Origin of the sequence: Actinorugispora endophytica, assembly GCF_004363075.1 — a bacterium.
In the GTDB taxonomy this organism is placed as follows: domain Bacteria; phylum Actinomycetota; class Actinomycetes; order Streptosporangiales; family Streptosporangiaceae; genus Actinorugispora; species Actinorugispora endophytica.
This window is the reverse complement of sequence record NZ_SNYN01000013.1, coordinates 79,542-100,022: the sequence shown is the minus strand read 5'-3', so window position 1 is coordinate 100,022 and position 20,481 is coordinate 79,542. Positions and strand designations below refer to the sequence as shown.

At 74.1% G+C, this 20,481-nt stretch carries 21 protein-coding genes; 11 read left to right on the top strand and 10 right to left on the bottom strand.

All coding sequences use genetic code 11. The annotated features are described in order from the left end of the window. Positions 1 to 106 precede the first annotated feature (106 nt). A complete protein-coding gene (locus tag EV190_RS15815; RefSeq protein WP_133742339.1) occupies positions 107 to 775 on the top strand; it encodes a lysophospholipid acyltransferase family protein in 669 nt (222 codons plus the stop codon). A 492-nt stretch (positions 776 to 1,267) separates the two neighbouring features. Here the strand turns inward: EV190_RS15815 and EV190_RS15810 are convergent, their stop codons facing one another. From EV190_RS15810 to EV190_RS15795, 4 genes are all read right to left on the bottom strand, one after another. Then, on the bottom strand, positions 1,268 to 2,773 hold the full coding sequence (locus EV190_RS15810) for an aminopeptidase P family protein (protein ID WP_133742338.1): 1,506 nt from the start codon (positions 2,771 to 2,773) through the stop codon (positions 1,268 to 1,270). Between the two features lie 110 nt (positions 2,774 to 2,883). After that, entirely contained in the window at positions 2,884 to 3,102 is a 219-nt protein-coding gene (locus tag EV190_RS15805; protein WP_133742359.1) for a DUF3099 domain-containing protein, read from the bottom strand. Positions 3,103 to 3,149: 47 nt separating this feature from the next. Continuing rightward, a complete protein-coding gene (locus EV190_RS15800) occupies positions 3,150 to 4,427 on the bottom strand; it encodes a phosphoribosyltransferase family protein (RefSeq protein WP_133742337.1) in 1,278 nt (425 codons plus the stop codon). A gap of 94 nt (positions 4,428 to 4,521) precedes the next feature. Continuing rightward, complete coding sequence (locus tag EV190_RS15795; protein WP_133742336.1) at positions 4,522 to 5,463, bottom strand: oxygenase MpaB family protein; 942 nt, start codon at positions 5,461 to 5,463, stop codon at positions 4,522 to 4,524. A gap of 207 nt (positions 5,464 to 5,670) precedes the next feature. Here EV190_RS15795 and EV190_RS15790 point away from each other — a divergent pair, with 207 nt between their 5' ends. Beyond that, complete coding sequence (locus EV190_RS15790; protein WP_133742335.1) at positions 5,671 to 6,426, top strand: SAM-dependent methyltransferase; 756 nt, start codon at positions 5,671 to 5,673, stop codon at positions 6,424 to 6,426. A 43-nt stretch (positions 6,427 to 6,469) separates the two neighbouring features. Here EV190_RS15790 and argG read toward each other — a convergent pair whose 3' ends face one another. Further along, a complete protein-coding gene (gene argG, locus EV190_RS15785) occupies positions 6,470 to 7,918 on the bottom strand; it encodes an argininosuccinate synthase (protein ID WP_133742334.1) in 1,449 nt (482 codons plus the stop codon). Between the two features lie 222 nt (positions 7,919 to 8,140). On the opposite strand from argG, the gene EV190_RS15780 reads away from it, so the two are divergent. Further along, on the top strand, positions 8,141 to 8,614 hold the full coding sequence (locus EV190_RS15780) for a carboxymuconolactone decarboxylase family protein (protein WP_133742333.1): 474 nt from the start codon (positions 8,141 to 8,143) through the stop codon (positions 8,612 to 8,614). 122 nt (positions 8,615 to 8,736) lie between these two features. After that, positions 8,737 to 10,356 (top strand): RNA polymerase sigma-70 factor, encoded by a 1,620-nt coding sequence (locus EV190_RS24435; protein WP_341770560.1) that lies wholly within the window; start codon positions 8,737 to 8,739, stop codon positions 10,354 to 10,356. A 22-nt stretch (positions 10,357 to 10,378) separates the two neighbouring features. Here the strand turns inward: EV190_RS24435 and EV190_RS15770 are convergent, their stop codons facing one another. Then, positions 10,379 to 10,600, bottom strand: coding sequence for a hypothetical protein (locus tag EV190_RS15770; RefSeq protein ID WP_133742332.1), 222 nt, complete (start codon positions 10,598 to 10,600; stop codon positions 10,379 to 10,381). A 142-nt stretch (positions 10,601 to 10,742) separates the two neighbouring features. Between EV190_RS15770 and EV190_RS15765 the strand changes: the two genes are divergently transcribed. Beyond that, complete coding sequence (locus EV190_RS15765) at positions 10,743 to 11,351, top strand: TetR/AcrR family transcriptional regulator (protein ID WP_133742331.1); 609 nt, start codon at positions 10,743 to 10,745, stop codon at positions 11,349 to 11,351. 98 nt (positions 11,352 to 11,449) lie between these two features. After that, positions 11,450 to 12,010: a dihydrofolate reductase family protein gene (locus EV190_RS15760; RefSeq protein WP_133742330.1), complete on the top strand. Its 561-nt coding sequence runs from the start codon at positions 11,450 to 11,452 to the stop codon at positions 12,008 to 12,010. Positions 12,011 to 12,410: 400 nt separating this feature from the next. Here EV190_RS15760 and EV190_RS15755 read toward each other — a convergent pair whose 3' ends face one another. Next, positions 12,411 to 13,043 carry a TetR/AcrR family transcriptional regulator gene (locus EV190_RS15755; RefSeq protein ID WP_243742606.1) on the bottom strand — a complete coding sequence of 211 codons (633 nt, stop codon included), beginning with the start codon at positions 13,041 to 13,043 and terminating at the stop codon, positions 12,411 to 12,413. A 132-nt stretch (positions 13,044 to 13,175) separates the two neighbouring features. On the opposite strand from EV190_RS15755, the gene EV190_RS15750 reads away from it, so the two are divergent. The 3 genes from EV190_RS15750 to EV190_RS15740 all read left to right on the top strand — a co-directional run bounded on the left by EV190_RS15750 (position 13,176) and on the right by EV190_RS15740 (position 16,180). After that, entirely contained in the window at positions 13,176 to 14,201 is a 1,026-nt protein-coding gene (locus tag EV190_RS15750; RefSeq protein ID WP_133742328.1) for a hypothetical protein, read from the top strand. A gap of 188 nt (positions 14,202 to 14,389) precedes the next feature. Continuing rightward, on the top strand, positions 14,390 to 15,190 hold the full coding sequence (locus EV190_RS15745) for a MerR family transcriptional regulator (RefSeq protein WP_133742327.1): 801 nt from the start codon (positions 14,390 to 14,392) through the stop codon (positions 15,188 to 15,190). Next, positions 15,191 to 16,180: an arsenic resistance protein gene (locus EV190_RS15740; RefSeq protein WP_133742326.1), complete on the top strand. Its 990-nt coding sequence runs from the start codon at positions 15,191 to 15,193 to the stop codon at positions 16,178 to 16,180. It abuts the gene before it with no gap. On the opposite strand, the gene EV190_RS24130 is transcribed toward EV190_RS15740, so the two are convergent. Then, positions 16,091 to 16,438, bottom strand: a complete 348-nt coding sequence (locus EV190_RS24130) for a hypothetical protein (RefSeq protein ID WP_243742605.1) — start codon at positions 16,436 to 16,438, stop codon at positions 16,091 to 16,093. The two genes, EV190_RS15740 and EV190_RS24130, sit on opposite strands and share 90 nt — an antisense overlap. Positions 16,439 to 16,637: 199 nt before the next feature. Next, on the bottom strand, positions 16,638 to 17,510 hold the full coding sequence (locus EV190_RS15730; protein ID WP_133742325.1) for a helix-turn-helix domain-containing GNAT family N-acetyltransferase: 873 nt from the start codon (positions 17,508 to 17,510) through the stop codon (positions 16,638 to 16,640). Between the two features lie 92 nt (positions 17,511 to 17,602). Between EV190_RS15730 and EV190_RS15725 the strand changes: the two genes are divergently transcribed. Both EV190_RS15725 and EV190_RS15720 read left to right on the top strand, forming a co-directional pair. Beyond that, the gene (locus tag EV190_RS15725) at positions 17,603 to 18,946 is read left to right on the top strand and encodes an FAD-dependent oxidoreductase (RefSeq protein ID WP_133742324.1); all 1,344 of its coding nucleotides are present in this window, start codon (positions 17,603 to 17,605) and stop codon (positions 18,944 to 18,946) included. Positions 18,947 to 19,155: 209 nt separating this feature from the next. After that, positions 19,156 to 19,356: a hypothetical protein gene (locus EV190_RS15720; protein WP_133742323.1), complete on the top strand. Its 201-nt coding sequence runs from the start codon at positions 19,156 to 19,158 to the stop codon at positions 19,354 to 19,356. A gap of 12 nt (positions 19,357 to 19,368) precedes the next feature. Here EV190_RS15720 and paaE read toward each other — a convergent pair whose 3' ends face one another. After that, positions 19,369 to 20,481 (bottom strand): 1,2-phenylacetyl-CoA epoxidase subunit PaaE, encoded by a 1,113-nt coding sequence (gene paaE / locus EV190_RS15715; RefSeq protein WP_133742322.1) that lies wholly within the window; start codon positions 20,479 to 20,481, stop codon positions 19,369 to 19,371.

Below are 20,481 nucleotides of genomic sequence, written 5' to 3'. Positions count from 1 at the left end.
CGGCACCTTCCGCCACCCCCTCCCTCAAACCCCCCTGTTCGCGCCGAGGCCGGTAGGTTCTACGTGCGCGAAAACACGCGCCGACGGACCCGACAGGAGAAGACGCGTGCTCTACGGAACGACCCGGCTGGTCGCCTCTGCGGTGGGCAGGGCCCTGTACCGGCCCCTGATCGAGGGGGTGGAGCGCATTCCGAGGACGGGACCGGTGATCCTCGCCAGCAACCACCGTTCCTTCGTCGACAGCGTGGTGATCCCCCTCGCGGTGCCCCGACGGGTGCGCTTCCTCGCCAAGGCCGAGTACTTCGACGGGCCCGGCGTCAAGGGGCGGCTGTCCAAGGCCGCCTTCTCCGTCCTGGGAGCGGTACCGGTCAAACGCGGCACCGGCCGGGACGCGATGGGGGCGCTGGAGGCGGGCCTGGACGTCCTCGGCGAGGGGGACGCCTTCGGGATCTACCCCGAGGGCAGCCGGTCCAGGGACGGACGCCTGTACCGGGGCCGCACCGGGGTCGCCTTCCTGGCGCTGGCCTCCAAGGCGCCGGTCGTGCCGGTCGCGCTGTTCGGCACCGAGAGGATCCAGCCGATCGGCAAGCGGATGCCGCGCCTGAGCCCGATCCGCGTCCGCTTCGGCGCGCCGCTGGACTTCTCCACGGGCTACGAGCACTTCCAGCCGGGCAAGGCCCGCCGGGTCGTCACCGACGAGATCATGGACGCCATCGCCGCCCTGTCCGGCCAGGAGCGCGCCGACGGGTACAACGGACACGGCGGCGCGTCCTAGGGTTTCCGGCGCGGGGGGGATTCGGTGCCGGGACTCCGTCGGCCGGATCGTCGGGGTGTCCTCGTGTGCGACGCGGTGACGAGGCGGCGACGGCGGGCGGCGGGGCCGGGGCCGCGCCCACGAAGTCCGTTGTATGGGGGTTTCGTTGCCGGTCTCGGGCTTTCCGCCCGTTTCGGGGCCGGGAAGGGCGGAAAGCCCGTGATCATTCCGGGTGAGGGCGGGACCGGCCCTCGAACCCCTGCGTCACGGACGTCCGGCGGTTACGCGCGGACCTCCGGCCCCCGCCCGCCGTCGCCGCCCGCCGTCACCTCGTGATCCGCGTGGCGCGGGGCCGAAAGGCCCACCCGGAGCACCGGTGCCCGAAACGCCCCCGCGCCGGAGGTCTCCTGACTTGCCTCAGGTGTCGTTCTGGATAATCCACACCTGTGTCGGAGGCCCTCTCCTGCTGTCAAATCGCCCTGGGGCTGTACTCAACCTCCGTGGTCGGTACAACTAGGCCCTGGGCAGCCGGTCGGCCAGCCAGGCCTCGACGTCGGCGGAGGAGCGCGGCAGGCCCTCGGACAGGTTGCGGTTGCCCTCGGGGGTGACCAGGATGTCGTCCTCGATGCGCACGCCGATGCCGCGGAGCTCCTCGGGCACGGTCAGGTCGTCGGGCTGGAAGTACAGGCCCGGCTCGACGGTGAGGACCATGCCCGGCTCCAGGAGCCCGTCCACGTAGGCCCCGGTGCGCGCGACGGCGCAGTCGTGCACGTCCAGGCCGAGCATGTGGCCCGTGCCGTGCAGGGTGTAGCGGCGCTGGAGGCCCAGTCCGACGACGCGCTCCACCGGCCCCTCCAGCAGCCCCCACTCGACGAGGCCCTCGGCCAGCACGCGCTGGGCGGTGTCGTGGTAGGCGCGGAACGGGTTTCCGGGCCGGACCTCCGCGATCCCCGCCTCCTGCGCCGCGTGCACCAGGTCGTAGACGCGGCGCTGGACGTCGGTGAAGCGCCCGCTGACGGGGATGGTGCGCGTGACGTCGGCGGTGTACAGGGTGGTGGTCTCCACACCCGCGTCCAGCAGCAGCAGCTCGCCCCGGCGCACCGGGCCGTCGTTGCGGACCCAGTGCAGGGTGGTGGCGTTGGGTCCGGACGCGGCGATGGTCCCGTAGCCGACGTCGTTGCCCTCGACCCGGGCGCGGAGGAAGAAGGCGCCCTCGACGTACCGTTCGGAGGTGGCCTCGGCTTCGGGCAGCATCCGCACGACGTCCTCGAAGCCGCGCACGGTGGAGTCCACCGCCCTCTGGAGCTGACCGACCTCCCACTCGTCCTTGACCAGGCGCAGGTCGTGCAGGAAGACCGCGAGTTCCTCGTCGCGCCCGGCGGCCTTCTCCGCCCCTTCCCCGCTCCGGTCCGAGGCGAGCACCGCCTCCAGCCCCGCGTCGTGGCCGCGCACGATCCGCGCGGGCTTCGCGGGCGCCCCGCCCAGCACCCCGGCCAGGGTGCGCACGTCGCGGGCGGGCAGTCCCAGCAGCGTCGACGCCTCGGCGAGGCTGTGCCGCCGCCCGGTCCACAGCTCGCCGTGGCCGTCCAGCCAGAACTCGCCGTTGTCGCGGTCGGAGCGGGGAAGCAGGTAGACGGCCGCGTCGTGCCCGCCGTCGGCGCGCGGCTCCAGCACCAGGCAGCCGCCCTCGGACCGGTCCCCGGTCAGGTACACGTAATCGCTGGCCGCGCGGAAGGGGTACTCGGTGTCGTTGGAGCGGACCTTGAGGTCCCCCGCCGGGACGACCAGGCGTTCGCCCGGGAAGCGCGCGCTGAGCGCGGCGCGCCGCTTGGCCGCGTAGGGGGCCTGCTCGACGGGTTCGAGATCGCGCCGCTCGGTGTCGGCCCAACCGGTGCGCATCCACTCCGCCAGCTCCGCCGAGACCCCCCGGTAGGGCCCGTTCTTGCGCCCCTTGAACACGGGCGCGCCGGTGGCGTCCTCGGTCGTGCGCCGGTCCTCGGGGGGCTGCTGCTCGGTCACGGTGGCCTCTTCTCGTCGTCGAGTTCGGTTTCGCTGCTGGGGCCCGCTTGTGGCGGCTCACCTCATGGTATGGGGGCCGCGGCGGGCGGTGCGGGCCGGCGCGGACCGGATCACTCCGCGTTGGGGCCGAACCGGGCGTCGTGGTCCCGCGGGTCGTCCGGGTCGGAGCTGTTGGCGATGATCACGGCCACCGGCGGGATGACCGCGGCCACCGCGCACATGGCGATCCCCCAGCCGGCCCCGAACAGGGACGCGACCGGCGCGGACAATCCGAACAGGAGCAGGCACGCCCCCATCAGCCAGGCATAGCGGCGCACCCGCCGCCTCATGCCCACAGGCCCACCCCCGTCCTCTTCGGGCTGCTCCTCCGCGCCGGTCAGGGCGCGACGGCCAGGTGGTCGGCGAACCAGGCGCGCGCCAGCTCCGCCACCGTCTCCAGGGCACCCGGCTCCTCGAACAGGTGGGTGGCGCCGGGCACCACGGTGAGCCGGTTCTCGCAGCGCATCCGCGCCTGGGCCCGGCCGTTCAGCTCGAGGACCCCCGGGTCGGCGCCGCCGACGATCAGCAGGGTCGCGGCCCGGACCGCCTCCAGCCGGTCCCCCGCCAGGTCGGGGCGGCCGCCCCGGGAGACCACCGCGGCGACGGGGTTCCCCGGCTCGGCCGCGGCCGCCAGCGCCGCCGCGGCGCCGGTGCTCGCCCCGAAGTAGCCGACCGGCAGCTCCGCCGCCTCCGCGCGGCCGCGCAGGTCGCGGGTGGCCTCGCCGAGCCGCCCCGCCAGCAGGTCCACGTCGAACACGTTGTCGCGGTCGGCCTCCTCCTCACCGGTGAGCAGGTCGAACAGCAGCGTTCCCATCCCCGCCCGGTTCAGGGCGGCGGCGACCGCCCGGTTGCGCGGCGAGTGGCGGCCGCTGCCGCTGCCGTGCGCGAACAGCACGACGCCGAGCGCCCGCTCCGGGACGGTGAGTCGCCCCGCCAGGCGCACCGGTCCCGCGGCGGTCTCGACGTCCTCGTCCACCCCCGGCGCGGCGGCGCGGTCCAGCAGGTCGGCCACCTCGTCCTCGGACGTCTGGGCGAAGTCCGCGTACCACTGGCCGATGGCGCTGAACTCCCGGGGCGTCTCGGGGCAGACCACCTCGTCGGCCTCCCCACGCAACCGCTCGACCGCGTCCGGCGCCCCCACCGGCGCCGCCACCACCACCCGGCGCGCGCCCTGGGCGCGCACCACCTGGCAGGCGGCCCGCGCGGTGGACCCCGTCGCGATCCCGTCGTCCACGATCACGGCCGCGCGGCCCCTCAACGGCAGTCGCGGGCGGCCGGTCCGGAAGCGGCGCACCCTGCGCTCCAGTTCCGCCCGTTCGCGCTCCTCGACGGCGGCGAACTCGTCCTGCCCCGCTCCCGCCATGTCCATGACGCGCCGGTCGACCACCCGCACGCCGTCCTCGCCGATCGCGCCCATGGCCAGTTCCGGCTGGAACGGCGCGCCGATCTTGCGGACCACGACCACGTCCAGCGGCGCGGCGATCGCGGTGGCGACCTCGAACGCCACCGGGACCCCGCCGCGCGGCAGCCCCAGGACGACGGTGTCCGGACCGCGCAGGTGCCCCGCGGCCGCCGCGAGCCGCCGTCCCGCGTCCCTCCGGTCGGTGAACGGCATCATGGACCTCCCCTGCGGAGCTTCCCTCATCACGGGCCCTACCCCGGCGGTCCGCCCTGATGCGGCGGACGGGACCCGTTCGAAGAGCCGCCCCTCAGCTCCGGGCGTCCCCGGTGTCGGCCCTCCAGGCCGCCCGGACCCCGGCAGGGGGCCAGGAGGCGGGGGACCGCAGCCCCTCCAGGCCTCGGCCGGTGTCGTACCCGGCCTCGGCCAGGCGGCGCAGCGCGGCGTCGGCGCGGCGCGCCGCGGCCTCGTCGAAGAGGCGGTCGTACAGCGCCGGGGGCAGGGCGTGCAGTCCGGTGCGCAGCGCGCCCAGAGCCACCGTGACCGCTGTCCGCGTACCGGGCGGCTCGGGCAGGACGCGGTACTCGCGGCGGGCCCAGAGGGGCAGCGTGTAGTAGGACAGCGCGCCCACGGGCAGCCACAGCGGCCTGGCGGGGGCGAGCAGCCTGAGCCGTCCGGGGACGGCGGGCCACAGCAGGAAGCGCACCGTGGACACGGCCGCGTCGGAGGCCCCGAGCCGGGGGCGGACCGCAGCGAGGTAGCGGCGCATCCGCTCCGCGGAGTCGGGCACGTCGGCGGGGTCCAGGCCGACGTGGGCGGCGGTGCGGGTCTGCTCGGCGAAGTAGCGGTCGGCCTCGTCGCGGGTGAGCCGCAGCCCGGACCTGGTCACCACTTCCAGGTAGGACACGACCTCGGCGCAGTGCACCCACAGCAGCAGGTCGGTCTCGTCCACCCGGTGCCGCCGCCCGGTGTCCGGATCGGTGAAGGACAGCCGCTCGTGCACCCGGCGCACCCGCGCGCCGAACTCCGCGGCCTCGTCGGGGCTGCCGTAGGTGGTGACGGCGACGTAGGCCGCGGTGCGCATCAGCCGCCCGACGGGGTCGGCCATGAAGTCCGAGCACTGCCAGACACCCTGCATGGCCACCGGGTGCAGCGCCTGCAGCATCAGCGCGCGCACCCCCGCCACCCACATGGCGCGGTCCAGCTGCACCCGCCACGTCACGTCTTCGGGAAGGAACACCGTCGGCTTCATCGACCAGCCACCTCACGTCGGTTCGCAACCGCGCCCCTCCCGGCGATCCTAACCACCGCTCCCGGACGCCCCGATCCGGCCTTCGGCCGGGGGCGGCCGCGTTCCGCCTGGTGAGGGGCCTCGGCGGGAACGGTGCCCGGGCTCGCGGGGCGCGACAGGCGGCGGAAACCGGTGGCCCCCCTTTCCCCGGTGGGGCATCCTGTTCCGATGACCGATCCCCCGCTTCCCCCCGCGTACCGGAACCTCGACTTCAACGGGCCGCTGTCGGACGCCCACGCCGCCCGGCTCCTCCGCACCCTGGGCCCTCTGGACGACAGGAGAGTCGTCGACGTCGGCTGCGGCTGGGCCGAACTTCTGCTGCGCGTCCTGGAGCTCGCGCCGACCGCCACCGGGCTGGGTATCGACCTCGACGAGGAGGCCGTCGCCCACGGCCGGGCCAACGCCGGGAGGCGGGGCCTGGCCGACCGGGTGCGGCTGGTGGCCAGCGACGCGGGCGCCTGGCAGGGCGCCGCGGCCGACATCGCCGTCAACATCGGCGCCACCCACGTATGGGGCGGCGACCCGGTCGAGCACACCGCCAACGCCTTGGAGGCGCTCAGCGCCATGCTCGAACCAGGTGGCCGCCTGCTGTTCGGCGAGTGCTTCTGGCAGCGCGATCCCACCGACGCCGAGCTGGCCGCCATGTACGACACCCCGCGCGAGCAGTACCGGACGACGCGGGGCCTGGTGGACCTGGCCCTGTCGTACGGGTTCCGGTTGCGGGCGTTGTCGCAGGCCGGCCTGGAGGAGTGGGACGACTTCGAGTCCGGGCACGCCCAGGGCCGGGAGGAGTGGCTCCTGGAGAACCCCGACTCCCCCGACGCCGACGAGGTACGGGCCGCCGCCGACCGGCACCGGGTCGCCCGGATCGACGGATGGCGCGAGGTGATGGGGTTCGCCTACCTGACCCTCATCCGCGTCTGAGCCCGGTGGCCGGCGCCGGGGTGGCGCGCCGCCCCCGCCCCGGTCAGTCGGTGCCGGACTCCATCGCGGCGCGGTCGAGCATCCGGTCGTCGCCCTCGACCTTGCCGCGGGAGGCGATGACCTCGGCTCCGCCCTGCGGCATCGCGCCGATCAGCCCCGTCGAGGCGGCCTGGGCGGCACCGGTGAGCGTCGTGTGCGTGTTGCCGACGATGCCGAGGCCGGCGTACTGCTCCAGCTTCGCACGGGAGTCGGCGATGTCGAGGTTGCGCATGGTGAGCTGGCCGATCCGGTCCACCGGGCCGAACGCCGAGTCCTCGGTGCGCTCCATGGACAGCTTGTCCGGGTGGTAGCTGAACGCCGGGCCGGAGGTGTCCATGACCGAGTAGTCCTCGCCGCGCCGCAGCCGCAGCGTCACCTCTCCGGTGACCGCCGTACCCACCCAGCGCTGCAGCGCCTCGCGGATCATCAGCGCCTGCGGGTCGAGCCAGCGGCCCTCGTACATGAGGCGGCCGAGTCGCCGGCCCTCGTTGTGGTACTGCGCGAGGGTGTCCTCGTTGTGGATCGCGTTGACCAGGCGCTCGTACGCGGCGTGCAGCAGCGCCATGCCGGGGGCCTCGTAGATGCCGCGGCTCTTGGCCTCGATCACCCGGTTCTCGATCTGGTCGGACATACCCAGGCCGTGGCGGCCGCCGATGGCGTTCGCCTCCATCACCAGGGCGACCGGGGTGGCGAACTCCTTGCCGTTGATCGCCACCGGACGCCCCTGGTCGAAGCCGATCGTCACGTCCTCGGCGGCGATCTCGACCTCGGGGTCCCAGAACCGCACGCCCATGATCGGGTCCACGGTCTCGACGCCGGTGTCGAGGTGCTCCAGGGTCTTGGCCTCGTGCGTGGCGCCCCAGATGTTGGCGTCGGTGGAGTAGGCCTTCTCCGTGCTGTCGCGGTAGGGGAGGCCGTGGGCGAGCAGCCACTCCGACATCTCCTTGCGGCCGCCGAGCTCGGAGACGAAGTCCGCGTCGAGCCACGGCTTGTAGACGCGCAGGTGCGGGTTGGCGAGCAGGCCGTAGCGGTAGAACCGCTCGATGTCGTTGCCCTTGAACGTGGAGCCGTCGCCCCAGATCTGCACGCCGTCCTCGAGCATCGCCCGGACCAGCAGGGTGCCGGTGACGGCACGGCCGAGCGGCGTCGTGTTGAAGTAGGCGCGCCCGCCCGAGCGGATGTGGAACGCGCCGCACGTGAGCGCCGCCAGGCCCTCCTCGACCAGGGCCGCCCGGCAGTCGACCAGGCGCGCGATCTCGGCGCCGTACGCCGACGCGCGGCCGGGCACCGACGCGATGTCGGGCTCGTCGTACTGGCCGATGTCGGCGGTGTAGGTGCACGGGACGGCGCCCTTGTCGCGCATCCACGCGACCGCGACGGAGGTGTCGAGGCCACCGGAGAAGGCGATGCCGACGCGCTCGCCGATGGGCAGGGAGGTAAGAACCTTAGACATGGGAAGAGTATGCGCCAACACGCATGATCATGCAATCTGGCGGTCATGGACGGCCCACGGGGCCCGGCGGCCTCTCGGCCGCGCCGGCCGTGGACGGCGGGCGCTCCGGCGGCCGACACGCGCCACGGAAAGAGACGCGGGTCACACCCGCCCGCGTCACAGGGAGCCGGTCCGTCTCGTCTCGGGATGTGTAAGCCACTGGCGATCACGGAGGAGCACATCATGGAAGCGCGACTGGACTACTTCGCCGACCCGACCGCGGGCAAGGCCCTCAAGTACTTCATCTCGGCGGGCAGGGCGCTCAAGGAAGCGCCGCTGCCGGCCTCGACCCAGGAGCTGGTGTCGCTCCGCGTGAGCCAGATCAACGGCTGCGCCGTCTGCGTCGACATCCACACCAAGGAGGCCGCCGCCGCGGGCGAGACCCCGGTGCGGCTGAACCTGGTGGCGGCGTGGCGGGAGGCGACGGTCTTCACCGGGGCCGAGCGTGCCGCGCTGGAGCTGGCGGAGGAGGGGACCCGGGTCGCAGACTCGGCCGGCGGGGTCGGCGACGAGGTGTGGGCCCGCGCCGCCGGGCACTACGACGAGGAGCAGCTCGCAGCCCTGGCGCTCCTGGTCTCCTTCATGAACACGGTGAACCGGCTGAACATCATCACCCGGCAGCCGGCCGGAGACTACGAGCCCGGGCAGTTCCACTGAACCGCGTCGTCGACGGGCCCGGGGCTCGGCCCCGGCCTGTCGACGGCCCGGACGGGCGCCAGAAGCCGCCCGCGCCGGCGGGTACGGCCGGGCGGGAGGGTTCCAGGAAGGGGTGGGTCGGCGTGAGCAAGGTCGAGGAATTCGAGGAGCTGCGGCCGCTGCTGTTCTCGATCTCCTATCGGATTCTGGGCAGTGTGGGCGAGGCCGAGGACGCGGTGCAGGAGACCTGGCTGCGCTTCGACCGCTCGTCGACCCGGCCCGCGTCGACCAAGGCCTTCCTGTCGGCCACGGTGACACGGATCTCGATCGACGTGCTGCGTTCCGCGCGGGTGCGGCGGGAGGAGTACGTCGGGCCGTGGTTCCCCGAGCCGCTGCTGAACGATCCGTACCAGGATCCGGCGCGGTCGGCGGAGCTGGCCGACTCGGTGTCGATGGCGGCGCTGCTGCTGTTGGAGCGGCTCGGTCCGCTGGAGCGGGCGGTCTTCCTGCTTCGGGAGGTGTTCGCCTTCGGGTTCGACGAGATCGCCTCGGCGGTGGGGCGTTCGGAGGCGGCATGCCGCCAGCTGCTGGTACGGGCGCGGCGGCACATGGAGACCGGACGGCCGCGGTTCGCGGCGGACCGTCGGGAGCAGCAGGAGCTGGCGGCGCGGTTCTTCGACGCGATGAAGGACGGTGACGTGGGCGGGCTGCGGAACCTGCTGGCCGCCGACGCGCGGCTGGTCGGGGACGCCGGCGGCAAGGCCCCGCATCTGGCCAGGGCCGTCACGGGCGCGGACAGGGTGGCCCGGGTACTGGGCGCGGCCCTCCCCTGGTTGGCCCGGGTCGGCGTGACGTTCGAGCCGAGCGAGGTCAACGGCCGGCCCGGCGCGGTCTTCCGCGACCGGGACGGCAGGATCCTGCACGTCCTGTCCCTGGAGATGCTCGACGGGCGGGTCCAGACCATCCGCGGGGTGATCAACCCCGACAAGCTCGGCCACCTCGGTCCGGTCGCCGACGCCTGGGCCATCAACCGCGAGGTGAAGGAGGCCCGCGCGCGGCGGCCGAACCGACCTCGGGCGGCACGGCCCACCGGACTCCGGACGAAGGGCACCAGGGTCGGCGGTGCGGACGGTGTGCGGGTGGTGCTGGTCGGGGGGACGTCGAACACCGGGAAGTCGACCGTCGCCCGGGCGGTCGCGGACAGGCTCGGTTTCGAGTGCCTGTCGACGGACGGGCTGGCGCGGCACCCGGGACGACCGTGGCGGACACCCGAGCGGGAGGTTCCCGCACACGTGGCCGAGCACTACGGATCACTCACGGTCGACGAGCTGACCGCCTCCGTCCTCGACCACTACAAGCGCCTGTGGCCCCGAATCGAGCGGCTGATCACGGAGTACGCGGCTGACGGCAGCGCCGGCGCGGGCCTGGTCCTGGAGGGGGCGGCGCTCTGGCCGACCGATGTCGCCGGGCTCGCGGTACCAGGCACGGCCGCCGTATGGCTCACCGCGGACGACGCCGTGCTCCGCGCCCGGATACGCCGGGCCGGCCGGTACAACGAGGCGACGGACCACGAGCGCCTCCTGATGGACAGGTTCCTGGCCCGCTCCGCGCGCTACCAGGCGATCATGCTGGACGCCGTCGCCGGGCTCGGCCTGGACCGCGTCGACGCGGGAGCGGGCGGGTCCGTCGCGGAACTGGCCGACGCGGTGCTCGCGGCGGTCGACGCGCAGGATTCGGCGGGGGCGGCGACCAGCCCGCCGTGACCGCCCCCTCGGCGCGGGCCGGTCATTCGGCGCGGCCGCCCAGCCCGGCCCGCTTCGCACCCCATCCGGCCAGGGCGGCGCCCAGGACCGCCATCGCCGCGTAGCAGGCCAGCCACACCGCGAACCCTCCGGGCACCTGTTGGAGGACCCCGGCGTCACCGTGGTCGACCAGCAACCGGATACCGCCCTGCGCCCCCAGGACCAGCGCCGCCATTCCGACGACCAGGCACGCTGCATACGCCATTTCCTCTTCCTCCTCCGGCCCAGAGGGCCGCGACCGGGGCGCCGGGACGCCCTCCATTGTGGTTCGATCGAACCATAACAAGATTTTGGTACGATCGCACCACAATCGGAGGTTCCGGACCACGGCCCAGAGGAGGGACGGCATGCCCCGACAGGCGGACCACGAGCTGCGCCGCCGCCAGATCGCGCGGGCGGTGTGGCGCCTGGCCACCCGCGGCGGGCTCGAAGACGTCACCCTGCGGCAGGTCGCCGCCGAGGCCGGGGTCTCCGCCCGGCTGCTGCAGTACTACTTCGGCACCCGCGACCGTCTGCTGCTGGGCGCGCTGGAGATCCTCAACTCCGACGCCGAGCAGCGGGCCAGGGAGCGCCTGGCGGCGCTGGGCGAGGCGCCCGACAGGCGCGCGCTCGTGCGCGGGGTGCTGCTGGAGCTGCTGCCGCTGGACGAGGAGCGGCGCAACCGGCACCTCGTGTACGCGGCGTACTTCATCCCCTTCGCCACCGACCCCGCCCTGGCCGCCGCGGCCCGCGACGCGCCCCGCGCCCTGGAAGCCCTCGTGGCCGACCTCCTCTCCCAAGGCCGGAAGCTCGGCCAGGTGCTTCCGGGGGTCGATATCGAGGCCGAGAGCGCGCTCCTCGTGGCAGGCGCCACGGGCCTGCAGACGAGCGTCCTGCTCGGGCAGCAGAGCCCCGAACGGGCCGTGGAGCTGATCGACCACCGGCTCGGCGGCGTGTTCACGCCAGTGGCCGGCTGACACGCCCCCCGGGGGGTACGCGGCGGTCTTTCCGGGCACGTACGACCCGACCGGCCGGGTCCGTCCCGCGGGCGCGGCCGCGTGGAGAGGGGACACCCATGGCGAAGCTGATCTACTCGTCGCTGGCGTCGCTCGACGGCTACATCGCCGACGAGGACGGCAGGTTCGACTGGGCCGCGCCGGACGAGGAGGTGCACGCCTTCGTCAACGACCTCCAACGCCCGATCGGCACGTACCTGTACGGGCGCCGACTGTACGAGACGATGGCCGTCTGGGAGACCGACCCCGGCCTCGCCGACCGGTCGCCCGTCATGCGGGACTTCGCGGAGCAGTGGCGGGCTGCCGACAAGATCGTGTACTCCACGACGCTGGAGGCGGTCCGCACCTCCGGAACGCGGATCGAACGGGACTTCGCCCCCGGGTCCGTCCGGCGGATGAAGGCGTCAGCGGAGCGCGACCTCGCCGTGGGCGGCCCGGGCCTCGCCTCCCACGCGCTCGCCGCCGGGCTGGTCGACGAGTTCCACCTGTTCATCACGCCCGTCGCGGTGGGAGGCGGCAGGCGCTTCCTCCCCGACGGTGTCCGGCTCCGGCTCCGGCTCCTCGACGAGCGCCGTTTCGGCAACGGGATGGTCTACCTTCGCTACCACGTCAGGACGTGAGGGTGGCGGGCGGGAAGACCACTAGGGAGTTGCCGGCGCGGGGGTGACTCGCGTGCCGGTGCTTCAGGGGGTCTTTCGGCCTCACGCCACGCGGATCGCGGGGTCACGGCGGGCAGCGACGGCGGGTGCCGGTCGGGGCCGCGCCCACGATGTCCGTTGCGTGAGGGTTCCGCTGACGGTCTTGGGCTTTCTGCCCGTTTCGGGGGCCGGAAGGGCGGAAAGCCCAAGATCATTCCGGGGCAAAGCGGAACCGGCCCTCGAACCGCCGCGTCACGGACATCCGGCGGGGACGCGCGGGCCTCCAGCCCCGCCCGCCGTGACCTCGCGATCCGCGTGGCGTGAGACCGAAAGACCCACCCGAAGCACCGGCACGCCGAATCACCCCCGTGCCGGAGGTTCCCTACGAACCGGACACTTCTCCACTGGGCCGGTCCCGGGTCGGGCCCCGTCGCCGCACCAGGGGAAGGTACACCTCGTCGACGATCTCGACGATGACGCCGTCGGGCGCGGCGGGGATCCCGCGCACGACGAACTCGTTGCGCAGCAGGACGACGGCCACGGTGGCGACCCGTGGATGGAGCGCTTCGGGGGCCGCCTCACCGCGTGCGACCGCGCGCCCCAGGACGGTCAGCCAGGGGGCGGCCGCGGCGTCACCGGACCGCTCCTGAAGCTGCGCCAGGAGTTCCGACGCGCCGCCGGCCGCGGAGAGCAGTTCGCGCAGGACCGCGCCGAGGGGGGAGCTCCAGTGGCGGTTCACCTGGCGCAGCAGCTCGAGGACGTCGCCGCGCAGACTGCCGGTGTCGGGGGGCGGAACCGTCGTGGCCAGTTGCCGATAAGCGGCGATGCCGAGCGCGAGGCGGTTCGGCCAGCGACGGTAGACGGCGTTCTTGTTGGTACCGGCGCGGGCGGCGACCCTGTCCATGGTCAACCCGGCGTATCCGGCCTCGGTGAGCTCGTCCACCGCGGCGCGCAGGATCGCCTCCTCCAGGGCCGCCCCGCGCCGCCGCGTCCGTCCGGCACCTGACCGCCTCACCGGTTCCCCCGCCATGGCCTCTTCCCCAATCGGTACCGAACGTACCTTCCCATTCTGGTTGTCACCCCTGAACCACGGCAACTAAGGTACGGTGAGTACCTTAAATTTTTCCATCAGGAGAGGATGCGAGGCATGCGGGCCAGAGGCATCAGCTATGACACCGGCTTCGTCCACAAAGGAACGTTCTCCCGTGAGTCCTTCGACCCGGAGGTGGTCAGGCGTGAGCTGCGCGTCATCCGCGACGACCTGCACTGCGACGCGGTCCGCGTCATCGGCGGTGATCCGGAGCGGCTGGAGTTCGCGGCGGCACACGCCGCCGAACTCGGCCTCGAGGTCTGGTTCTCGCCCTATCCTCTCGAGCTGGCCACCGACGAGACGCTGTCGCTTCTCGCCGACTGCGCCGGGCGCGCGGAGCGGATCAGGCAGCGCGGAGCCGAGGTCGTTCTCGTCACCGGCGCCGAGCTGAGCCTGATGAACCCGGGTTTCCTGCCCGGCGACAGCATCGAGGAACGCGTCGAGCTCCTGAGCGGCTCTCATCGCCCGCGCGAGCGGATCGTCGAAGTCAGCGCACGTGTCAACGAATTCCTCGGCAGAGCCGTGGGACTCGTCCGCGAGCGTTTCGGCGGCAGGATCACCTACGCCTCCGTGCCGCTGGAGAACGTCGACTGGACGCCCTTCGACATCGTGTCCGTGGACCTCTACCGGTCGGCCGAGACCGCCGACCGCTTCGCCGACGGCGTCCGCGGCCTCGTCGCGCGGGGAAAGCCGGTCGCGATCACCGAGTTCGGCGCGGCCGGCTACCGCGGTGCCGGCCAGAGGGGCGCCCGGGGGCTGGAGATCGTCGAGTACGACAGGAGCACCCGCAGGCCCGTCCGGCTGAACGGCGAATACGTCCGCGACGAGGCCGGCCAGGCCGCGTACCTGCGCGAGCTGCTGAAGATCTTCGAAGCCGAAGGCGTCGACAGCGCCTTCGTGTTCGTCTTCGCGCTGTACGACCACCTGCACCGCCCCGACGGTGATCCCCGCGATGACCTGGACCTGGCCGGCTACGGCATCGTCAAGGTCCTCGACGGCCGCCCCGGGACCACCTACCCCGACATGCCCTGGGAGCCCAAGGCCGCTTTCACCGCCCTCGCCGACTGCTACCGGGAGAACTGACCGGGGTCTGACCACTGCGCTCCGTGTCGAATCCTCCGATGTCTTGACGTCGGCACCCCTCGAAACGGACATGGCAGAGCGTTAACGTCAGGATCATCGAAGGCGGCGGTTCCGGCGTCCCCTCCGGCGCCGTCCCGGGGGCGGCGCCGCTTGACCTTCGAGTCGACTCGAAGGCCTACTGTGGGCGGATGGCACTGATGCGCGTCTCCGAACTGGCCGAACGTTCCGGTGTCGCGGCCTCGACCCTGCGCTACTACGAGGACCGGGGCCTGCTCCCGGCCCAGCGCTCGCAGGCCGGGTACCGCCTCTACGACCAGCGCGCGCTTCAGCGGCTGGCCTTCATCACCACCGCCAAGAAGCTCGGCTTGGACCTGGCCGAGATCGGCGAACTCACCGCGATCTGGGCCGACCGCCCCTGCTCCCAGGTCAAGGCCACCCTGAAGCCCCGCCTCTCCCACCGGCTGGCCGAGGCCGAGAGGCGGAGCGCGGAGCTGGAGGGCTTCCGGGCCCTGCTCGCGGGCGCGCTGCGCCGCCTGGACGAGCTGCCCGACCGCGACACCCCCTGCGACCCCGGCTGCGCCTCCCTCGACGCGGGTCCGCCCGCCCCCGCCGAGCCCCTTCCCCACGCCCGCGGGACCGTCGCGGCCGCCACCGAGGCGCCCTCGTGCTCACTGGACGCGGGCGACCACCGGCAGCGGATCAGCCGGTGGCGCCTGCTGCTCCGACAGGGCCGCAGAACCCCTCGGCCCCAGGGGAGTTCCTGGAGCCTCCCCCTCTCCCAGGCCGGGCCGCTGGCCGAGCTGGCCGCGGCCGAGCGCCGGTGCTGCTCCTTCCTGCGCCTGCGCATCGACTTCACCACCCAAGGGGTACGCCTGCACGCCCGCCTCGACGCCCGCCGCCGGCCCGAACCCGGAAGCCCGGCCTGGCAGGCCGCCCGCCTGCTCGGCGCCCTCGGCGACGACCGCGCCGGCGCAGCGGAGGAGAAGTAGATGCCGCTCGCCGAGCGGTTGCAGAGTGTGCTGGTGGCCGCCGCCGCGGCGGCCGGACTGGGCGCGGGCCTGGCCTGGCCGATCGGGCCCGCGGCCGGGCACGTGGTCCTGCCCGCGCTGCTGGTGATGCTGACGGCGGTGTTCGCGCAGATGGACGCCTCCCGGGTGCGCGCGGTACACCGGGCCCGCCCGGTCGTGGCCGCGAGTCTGGCGCTCAACTTCGTCCTCACCCCGGCCCTGGCCTGGGCCCTGGGCGCGGGTCTGCTGGGGGGCTCCCCCGACCTGCGCGTCGGGTTGCTGCTGCTGCTGGTGACTCCGTGCACCGACTGGTACCTGGTCTTCACCGCCATGGCCCGGGGCCACACCGGCATCGCCGCCGCCCTGCTGCCGCTCAACCTGGTCCTGCAACTGCTCCTGCTGCCGGTCTACGTGCTGCTGCTGGGCGGACAGGCCGCCATGGTCGACGGCGCCACGTTGGCCGAGTCGGTGCTGCTGGTGCTGGTCGTCCCGCTGGCCGCGGCCTCGTTGCTGCGCTGGGCGGCGGCCCGCTACCAGGGCGCCGCCCGGCGCGACCGCGCGGTCGTGGCCCCGGCTTCGCGCCTGGTGCTGCCCCTGCTCTACGTCGCGGTCTTCGCCATGTTCGCCTGGCAGGCCCGCACCGTCGTGGCCCACGGCGCCGAACTGCTCGTCCTGCTGGCACCGCTGGCCCTGTTCTTCGTCATCGCGCCCCTGGCGGCGGTCGCCGCCTCCCGCCTGCTGCGCCTGCCCGCCGACCAGCGGGTCACGCTCACCATGACCGCCACCGCGCGCAACTCCCCCATCGCGTTGGCCCTCGCGGTGGCGGCCTTCCCCGACCGGCCCCTGATCGCCGTGGCCCTGGTGGTCGGTCCACTGGTGGAGCTACCGGTGCTGGCCCTGCTCAGCCAGCTCGTGCGCGCCCCCGCCCCGCGGCAGGGCTCCCCCGTCGGCACCGGTCGGTCCCCGGGCTGAACCCCCGCAGCCGCACCGGGCGACATCGCCATGGCGTCCGAGGCCAAGGACGCCGACGCCGCGGTCGGGATCCCCGAGGGGCCCCGACCGCGCCCGGCTGGCGTAGTCGCCCACGGCGACGGTGTTCCCGTCGGCGTCGAGGGGGCACGCCCCGGCGGTCCACACGGCGCGCACCGGGGCCTCCACCGAGGCCGCGTAGGCGTAGTCGACCGCGTCGGTGAGCCCGCTGTCGCGGATCAGTACGACTCTGCTGCCCATCGGACTCCATCCCGGCCGGTGGCAGGAACACCCGTCCCAACGGAGACGAGCCGACGGGGGTTCCCGTCCGCGGGCCGCGACCGCTACAGCGCGCCCGATGCCCGCCTCACTGCGATGATCTCGACGTCAGCGTTCCAAGAACCCCGGCTCCGGAACTCCGGCTCAAGATCGTCACCGGGTGCGGGAGGCAGGGCGGCGGCTACCGCTCCTCGGGGCGGGTGTCGCAGCAGGCGCTGTCGGTCGGGCTGCGGCGTTCCAGCATCACGGTGTCGCGCCACCGGCCGTCGAGGCGGGCGATGCGCTCGCGCACTCCCAGGGTGCGGAAGCCCGCGCCGCGGTGCAGGGCGAGACTGGCCTTGTTCTCGGGGAAGATCGAGGTCTGCAGGGTCCACAGGCCGCCCTCGTCTGCCGCGGTGACCTGCCGGTGGATGAGGGCCTTGCCGACACCGCGCCCGCGGGCGTTCTCGCCCACGTAGACCGAGTTCTCCGCGACGCCCGCGTAGCACTCCCGCGCCGAGACGGGGGCGAGCGCGGCCCAGCCCGCGACGGCGCCGCCGGCCTCGGCGACCCAGCGGTGGCCGGGCAGCCACTTGGCCTCCAGTTCGGCGGCGCCGGGGACCTCCGTCTCGAACGTGGCGCTGCGGGTGGCGATGCCCTGGGCGTAGATCTCGCGCACGGCCTCCATGTCACCGGGGCGCATGGCGCGCACGACGACGTCCTCTGGCAGGTCGGTGGGGCAGCAGGGCCGGGCGTCGAGCAGGCCCATGACGGCGTCGGCGGCGTGCGGCAGCCCGCTGCAGCAGGCGGGGTTGACCGACACCCGGGTGGAGGTGCCGTCCTTGGTCAGGGTGACGAAGCCGACCTCCGCGAGCTTGCGCAGGTGGTGCGAGACCGTGGGCTGCCCGACCCCGATCGAGGCGGCGAGCACGCCGACCGCCGTCCCGCCCGGGGCGGAGGCGACGGCGTGCAGGAGCCGCACCCGGGTGGGGTCGGCCAGGGTGGCGAACCATGAGGCGTAGGTCGCGGCGTCGTCGAAGGGAAGGGCGGGCGGGGCGGCTGGCGTCACGGTCATGAAGCCATTATCGACCATGATCGATATTTGCGTCCATCGACGAAGGTCGATACATTCTTTTCATCGACATTCATCAATGAAAGGATCGGGCGATGACCGACAAGCTTCCCGTCGTGGTGGTCGGCGCCGGACCGGCCGGGCTGGCGGCGGCCGCGCACGCGGTCGGGCGCGGCCTGGACGTCGTGGTGCTGGAGAAGGGGACCGGCGCGGGCGCGGCGGTCCGCGAGTGGGGGCACGTGCGGCTGTTCTCGATGTGGCGGGACCTGGTGGACCCGGCCGCCGAGAAGCTGTTGGCCGCCTCCGGCTGGACCCGTCCGGACGACAGCCGCTACCCCACCGGCGCCGAGTGGGCGGACTCCTACCTGGAGCCGCTCGCGGCCGCGCTGGGCGAGCGGGCGCGCTTCGGGGCCGAGGTCGTGGGGGTGAGCCGACGGGGCCGGGACCGGGTGGTGGACGCCGGGCGCGACCAGGCCCCGTTCACCGTTCGGGTGCGCACCGCCGACGGCGGCGAGGAACGGCTGCTCGCCCGCGCCGTGCTCGACGCGTCGGGCACCTGGGAGACGCCCAATCCACTGGGCGGCGACGGCCTGCCGGCGCTCGGCGAGGCCGTCGCCGCGGCCGCCGGAAGGGTCTCCTACCGGATCCCCGACCTGGGCGAGGAGGCGGCGCGCGAGCGCCACGCGGGCAGGGTCACGGCGGTGGTGGGCCGGGGGCACTCGGCGCTCACCACGCTGGTGGCGCTGGCCGACCTCGCCGAGGCCGAGCCCGGCACCCGGGCGCTGTGGGTGCTGCGCCGGGGCGAGGTCGGCGACGCCTTCGGCGGCGGCGCGGCCGACCGGCTCGCGGCGCGCGGCGCGCTCGGCCAGCGGGCCCGGGCCGCGGTCGAGGCCGGGCACGTGGAGGTCGTCACCGGGTTCCGCACCGCCGAGATCCGGCCGGCGCACGGGCGCCTCCTGCTCGTCGACGACAGCGCGCGGACGACGGAGCCGGTCGACGAGGTGGTCGCGCTGACCGGGTTCCGCCCCGACCTGTCGTTCCTGTCCGAGGTCCGGCTCGGCCTGGACCCGGCCCTGCAGGCCCCGGTGGAGCTGGCTCCGCTGATCGACCCCAACGTCCACTCGTGCGGCACCGTCTACCCGCACGGGGCCGCCGAGCTCTCCCACCCCGAACCGGGCTTCCACCTCGTGGGCGTGAAGTCCTACGGCCGCGCCCCCACGTTCCTGGCGCTGACCGGCTACGAGCAGGTCCGCAGCGTGGTCGCCGCGGTCGCGGGCGACCACGAGTCCGCGGCGAGGGTCGAGCTGACGCTTCCCGAGACCGGGGTGTGCGGCGGGGCCGGACTCTTCGACGAGCCCGAGGCCCGGGGAGGCTGCTGCGGCGCCCCGGCCCCGGAGGCCGTCGCCCCGGCCCGGCCGCCCCTGCCCCTCGTTCGCTGACGAGAGGGCCCCGGTCGGCCCGCCGCTCCCGGCCGGACGGGGGTCTCCCACCAGTGACCCGGTGGGGCCCTCGTGGGCGACACGTCGGCCTGGACCGATGCCAGTTCTCACTGATGATCGGCGGTGACGCCGTCGGCGGTTCCACCGGCCGCGCGGCGGCCGGTGGAACCGCCCCCTCCAGAAGGGCCGCCCCATGTCGGGCGAACCCGGTGCGCTCTTCGTCCGCGTGCGCGACACGGGCCCGCTCCCAGACGGCCGCCGGACCGCTCGGCCACCTGTCCGGCGGCGCCGCGAAGGCCCGCTCCGCCGGATCGCCCCCCGGCGACCCGATCGACCCGGTCGCGGTCGAGGCCGCGCGCGGGACCGGCGTCGACGTCACCACCGGCCCCGGCGTCCGGCCCGCCCGCTGAACCCGCGCCGCCTCAGGCGTCGAAGTCCACGGTCAGCTCGTCGCTCACGGGCAGCGCCTGGCAGGACAGCGCGTACCCCGCCCCGACCTCCGCCTCGTCGAGGGCGTAGTTGCGGCGCATGCGCACCTCGCCGGAGACGACCCGGACCCGGCAGGTGCCGCACACGCCGCCCTTGCAGGCGAAGGGCAGGTCCGAGCGGACGCGCTGGGCCGAGTCCAGGACGGGGACGCCGCGGGGCAGGGTCAGGACGGTGGTGCGGCCGTCCAGGACGACGGTGACCTCGCTGGCCAGCCCCTCCACCCCCGGCTCGTCGTGGTGGACGGGCTCGGGCGGGACGTCGTCGACGAAGAAGAGCTCGGCGTGCACGCGCTCGGCGGGCACCCCCCTGGCCGCCAGGACCTCGCGGGCGTCGCACACCATGCCGTAGGGCCCGCACAGCCACCAGTGGTCGGTGCCATCGGAGTCGACCAGGGCGTCCAGCAGCGCTTCGAGCTTGGCCGCGTCGAGGCGCCCGGTGAGCAGCGCGGACTCGCGCTCCTCGCGGGAGAGCACGTGCACCAGGTGCAGGCGGGGGCCGAACGCGTCCTTGAGGTCGGCGAGCTCGTCGGCGAACATCACCGTGTCGCTGCGCCGGTTGCCGTACAGCAGGGTGACGGTGGAGCCGGTGCGGGCCAGCAGCGAGGCCGCCACCGACAGCACCGGGGTGATGCCCGACCCCGCGGCGACCAGGACGTGGCGGGCCGCCGCGGCCAGGTCGGGCGTGAACCGACCGGTGGGCGGGGCGACCTCGATCCGGTCCCCGGGGCGCACCTCGTCGACCAGCCAGGAGGAGAACAGGCCGCCGGGGACCCGACGCACCCCCACGCGCGGGGCCCGGCCCACGGGCGCGCAGACGGAGTAGCTGCGCCGCTCCTCTCGGCCCCCGACCACGCGGCGCAGGGTCAGCGACTGGCCCGGCTCGAACGCGTAGGCCCCGGCCAGGGGTTCGGGGACGTCGAAGGCCACGGCGACGGCGTCGGCGCAGAGCCGTTCGACCGACGCCACCGTCAGCGGGTGGAAGCCGCGCGGGCGGGCGGGCGCCTTCCCGGCCGCTGCCGAGGGGGACGCGATGGCGGTGTCGGCCAC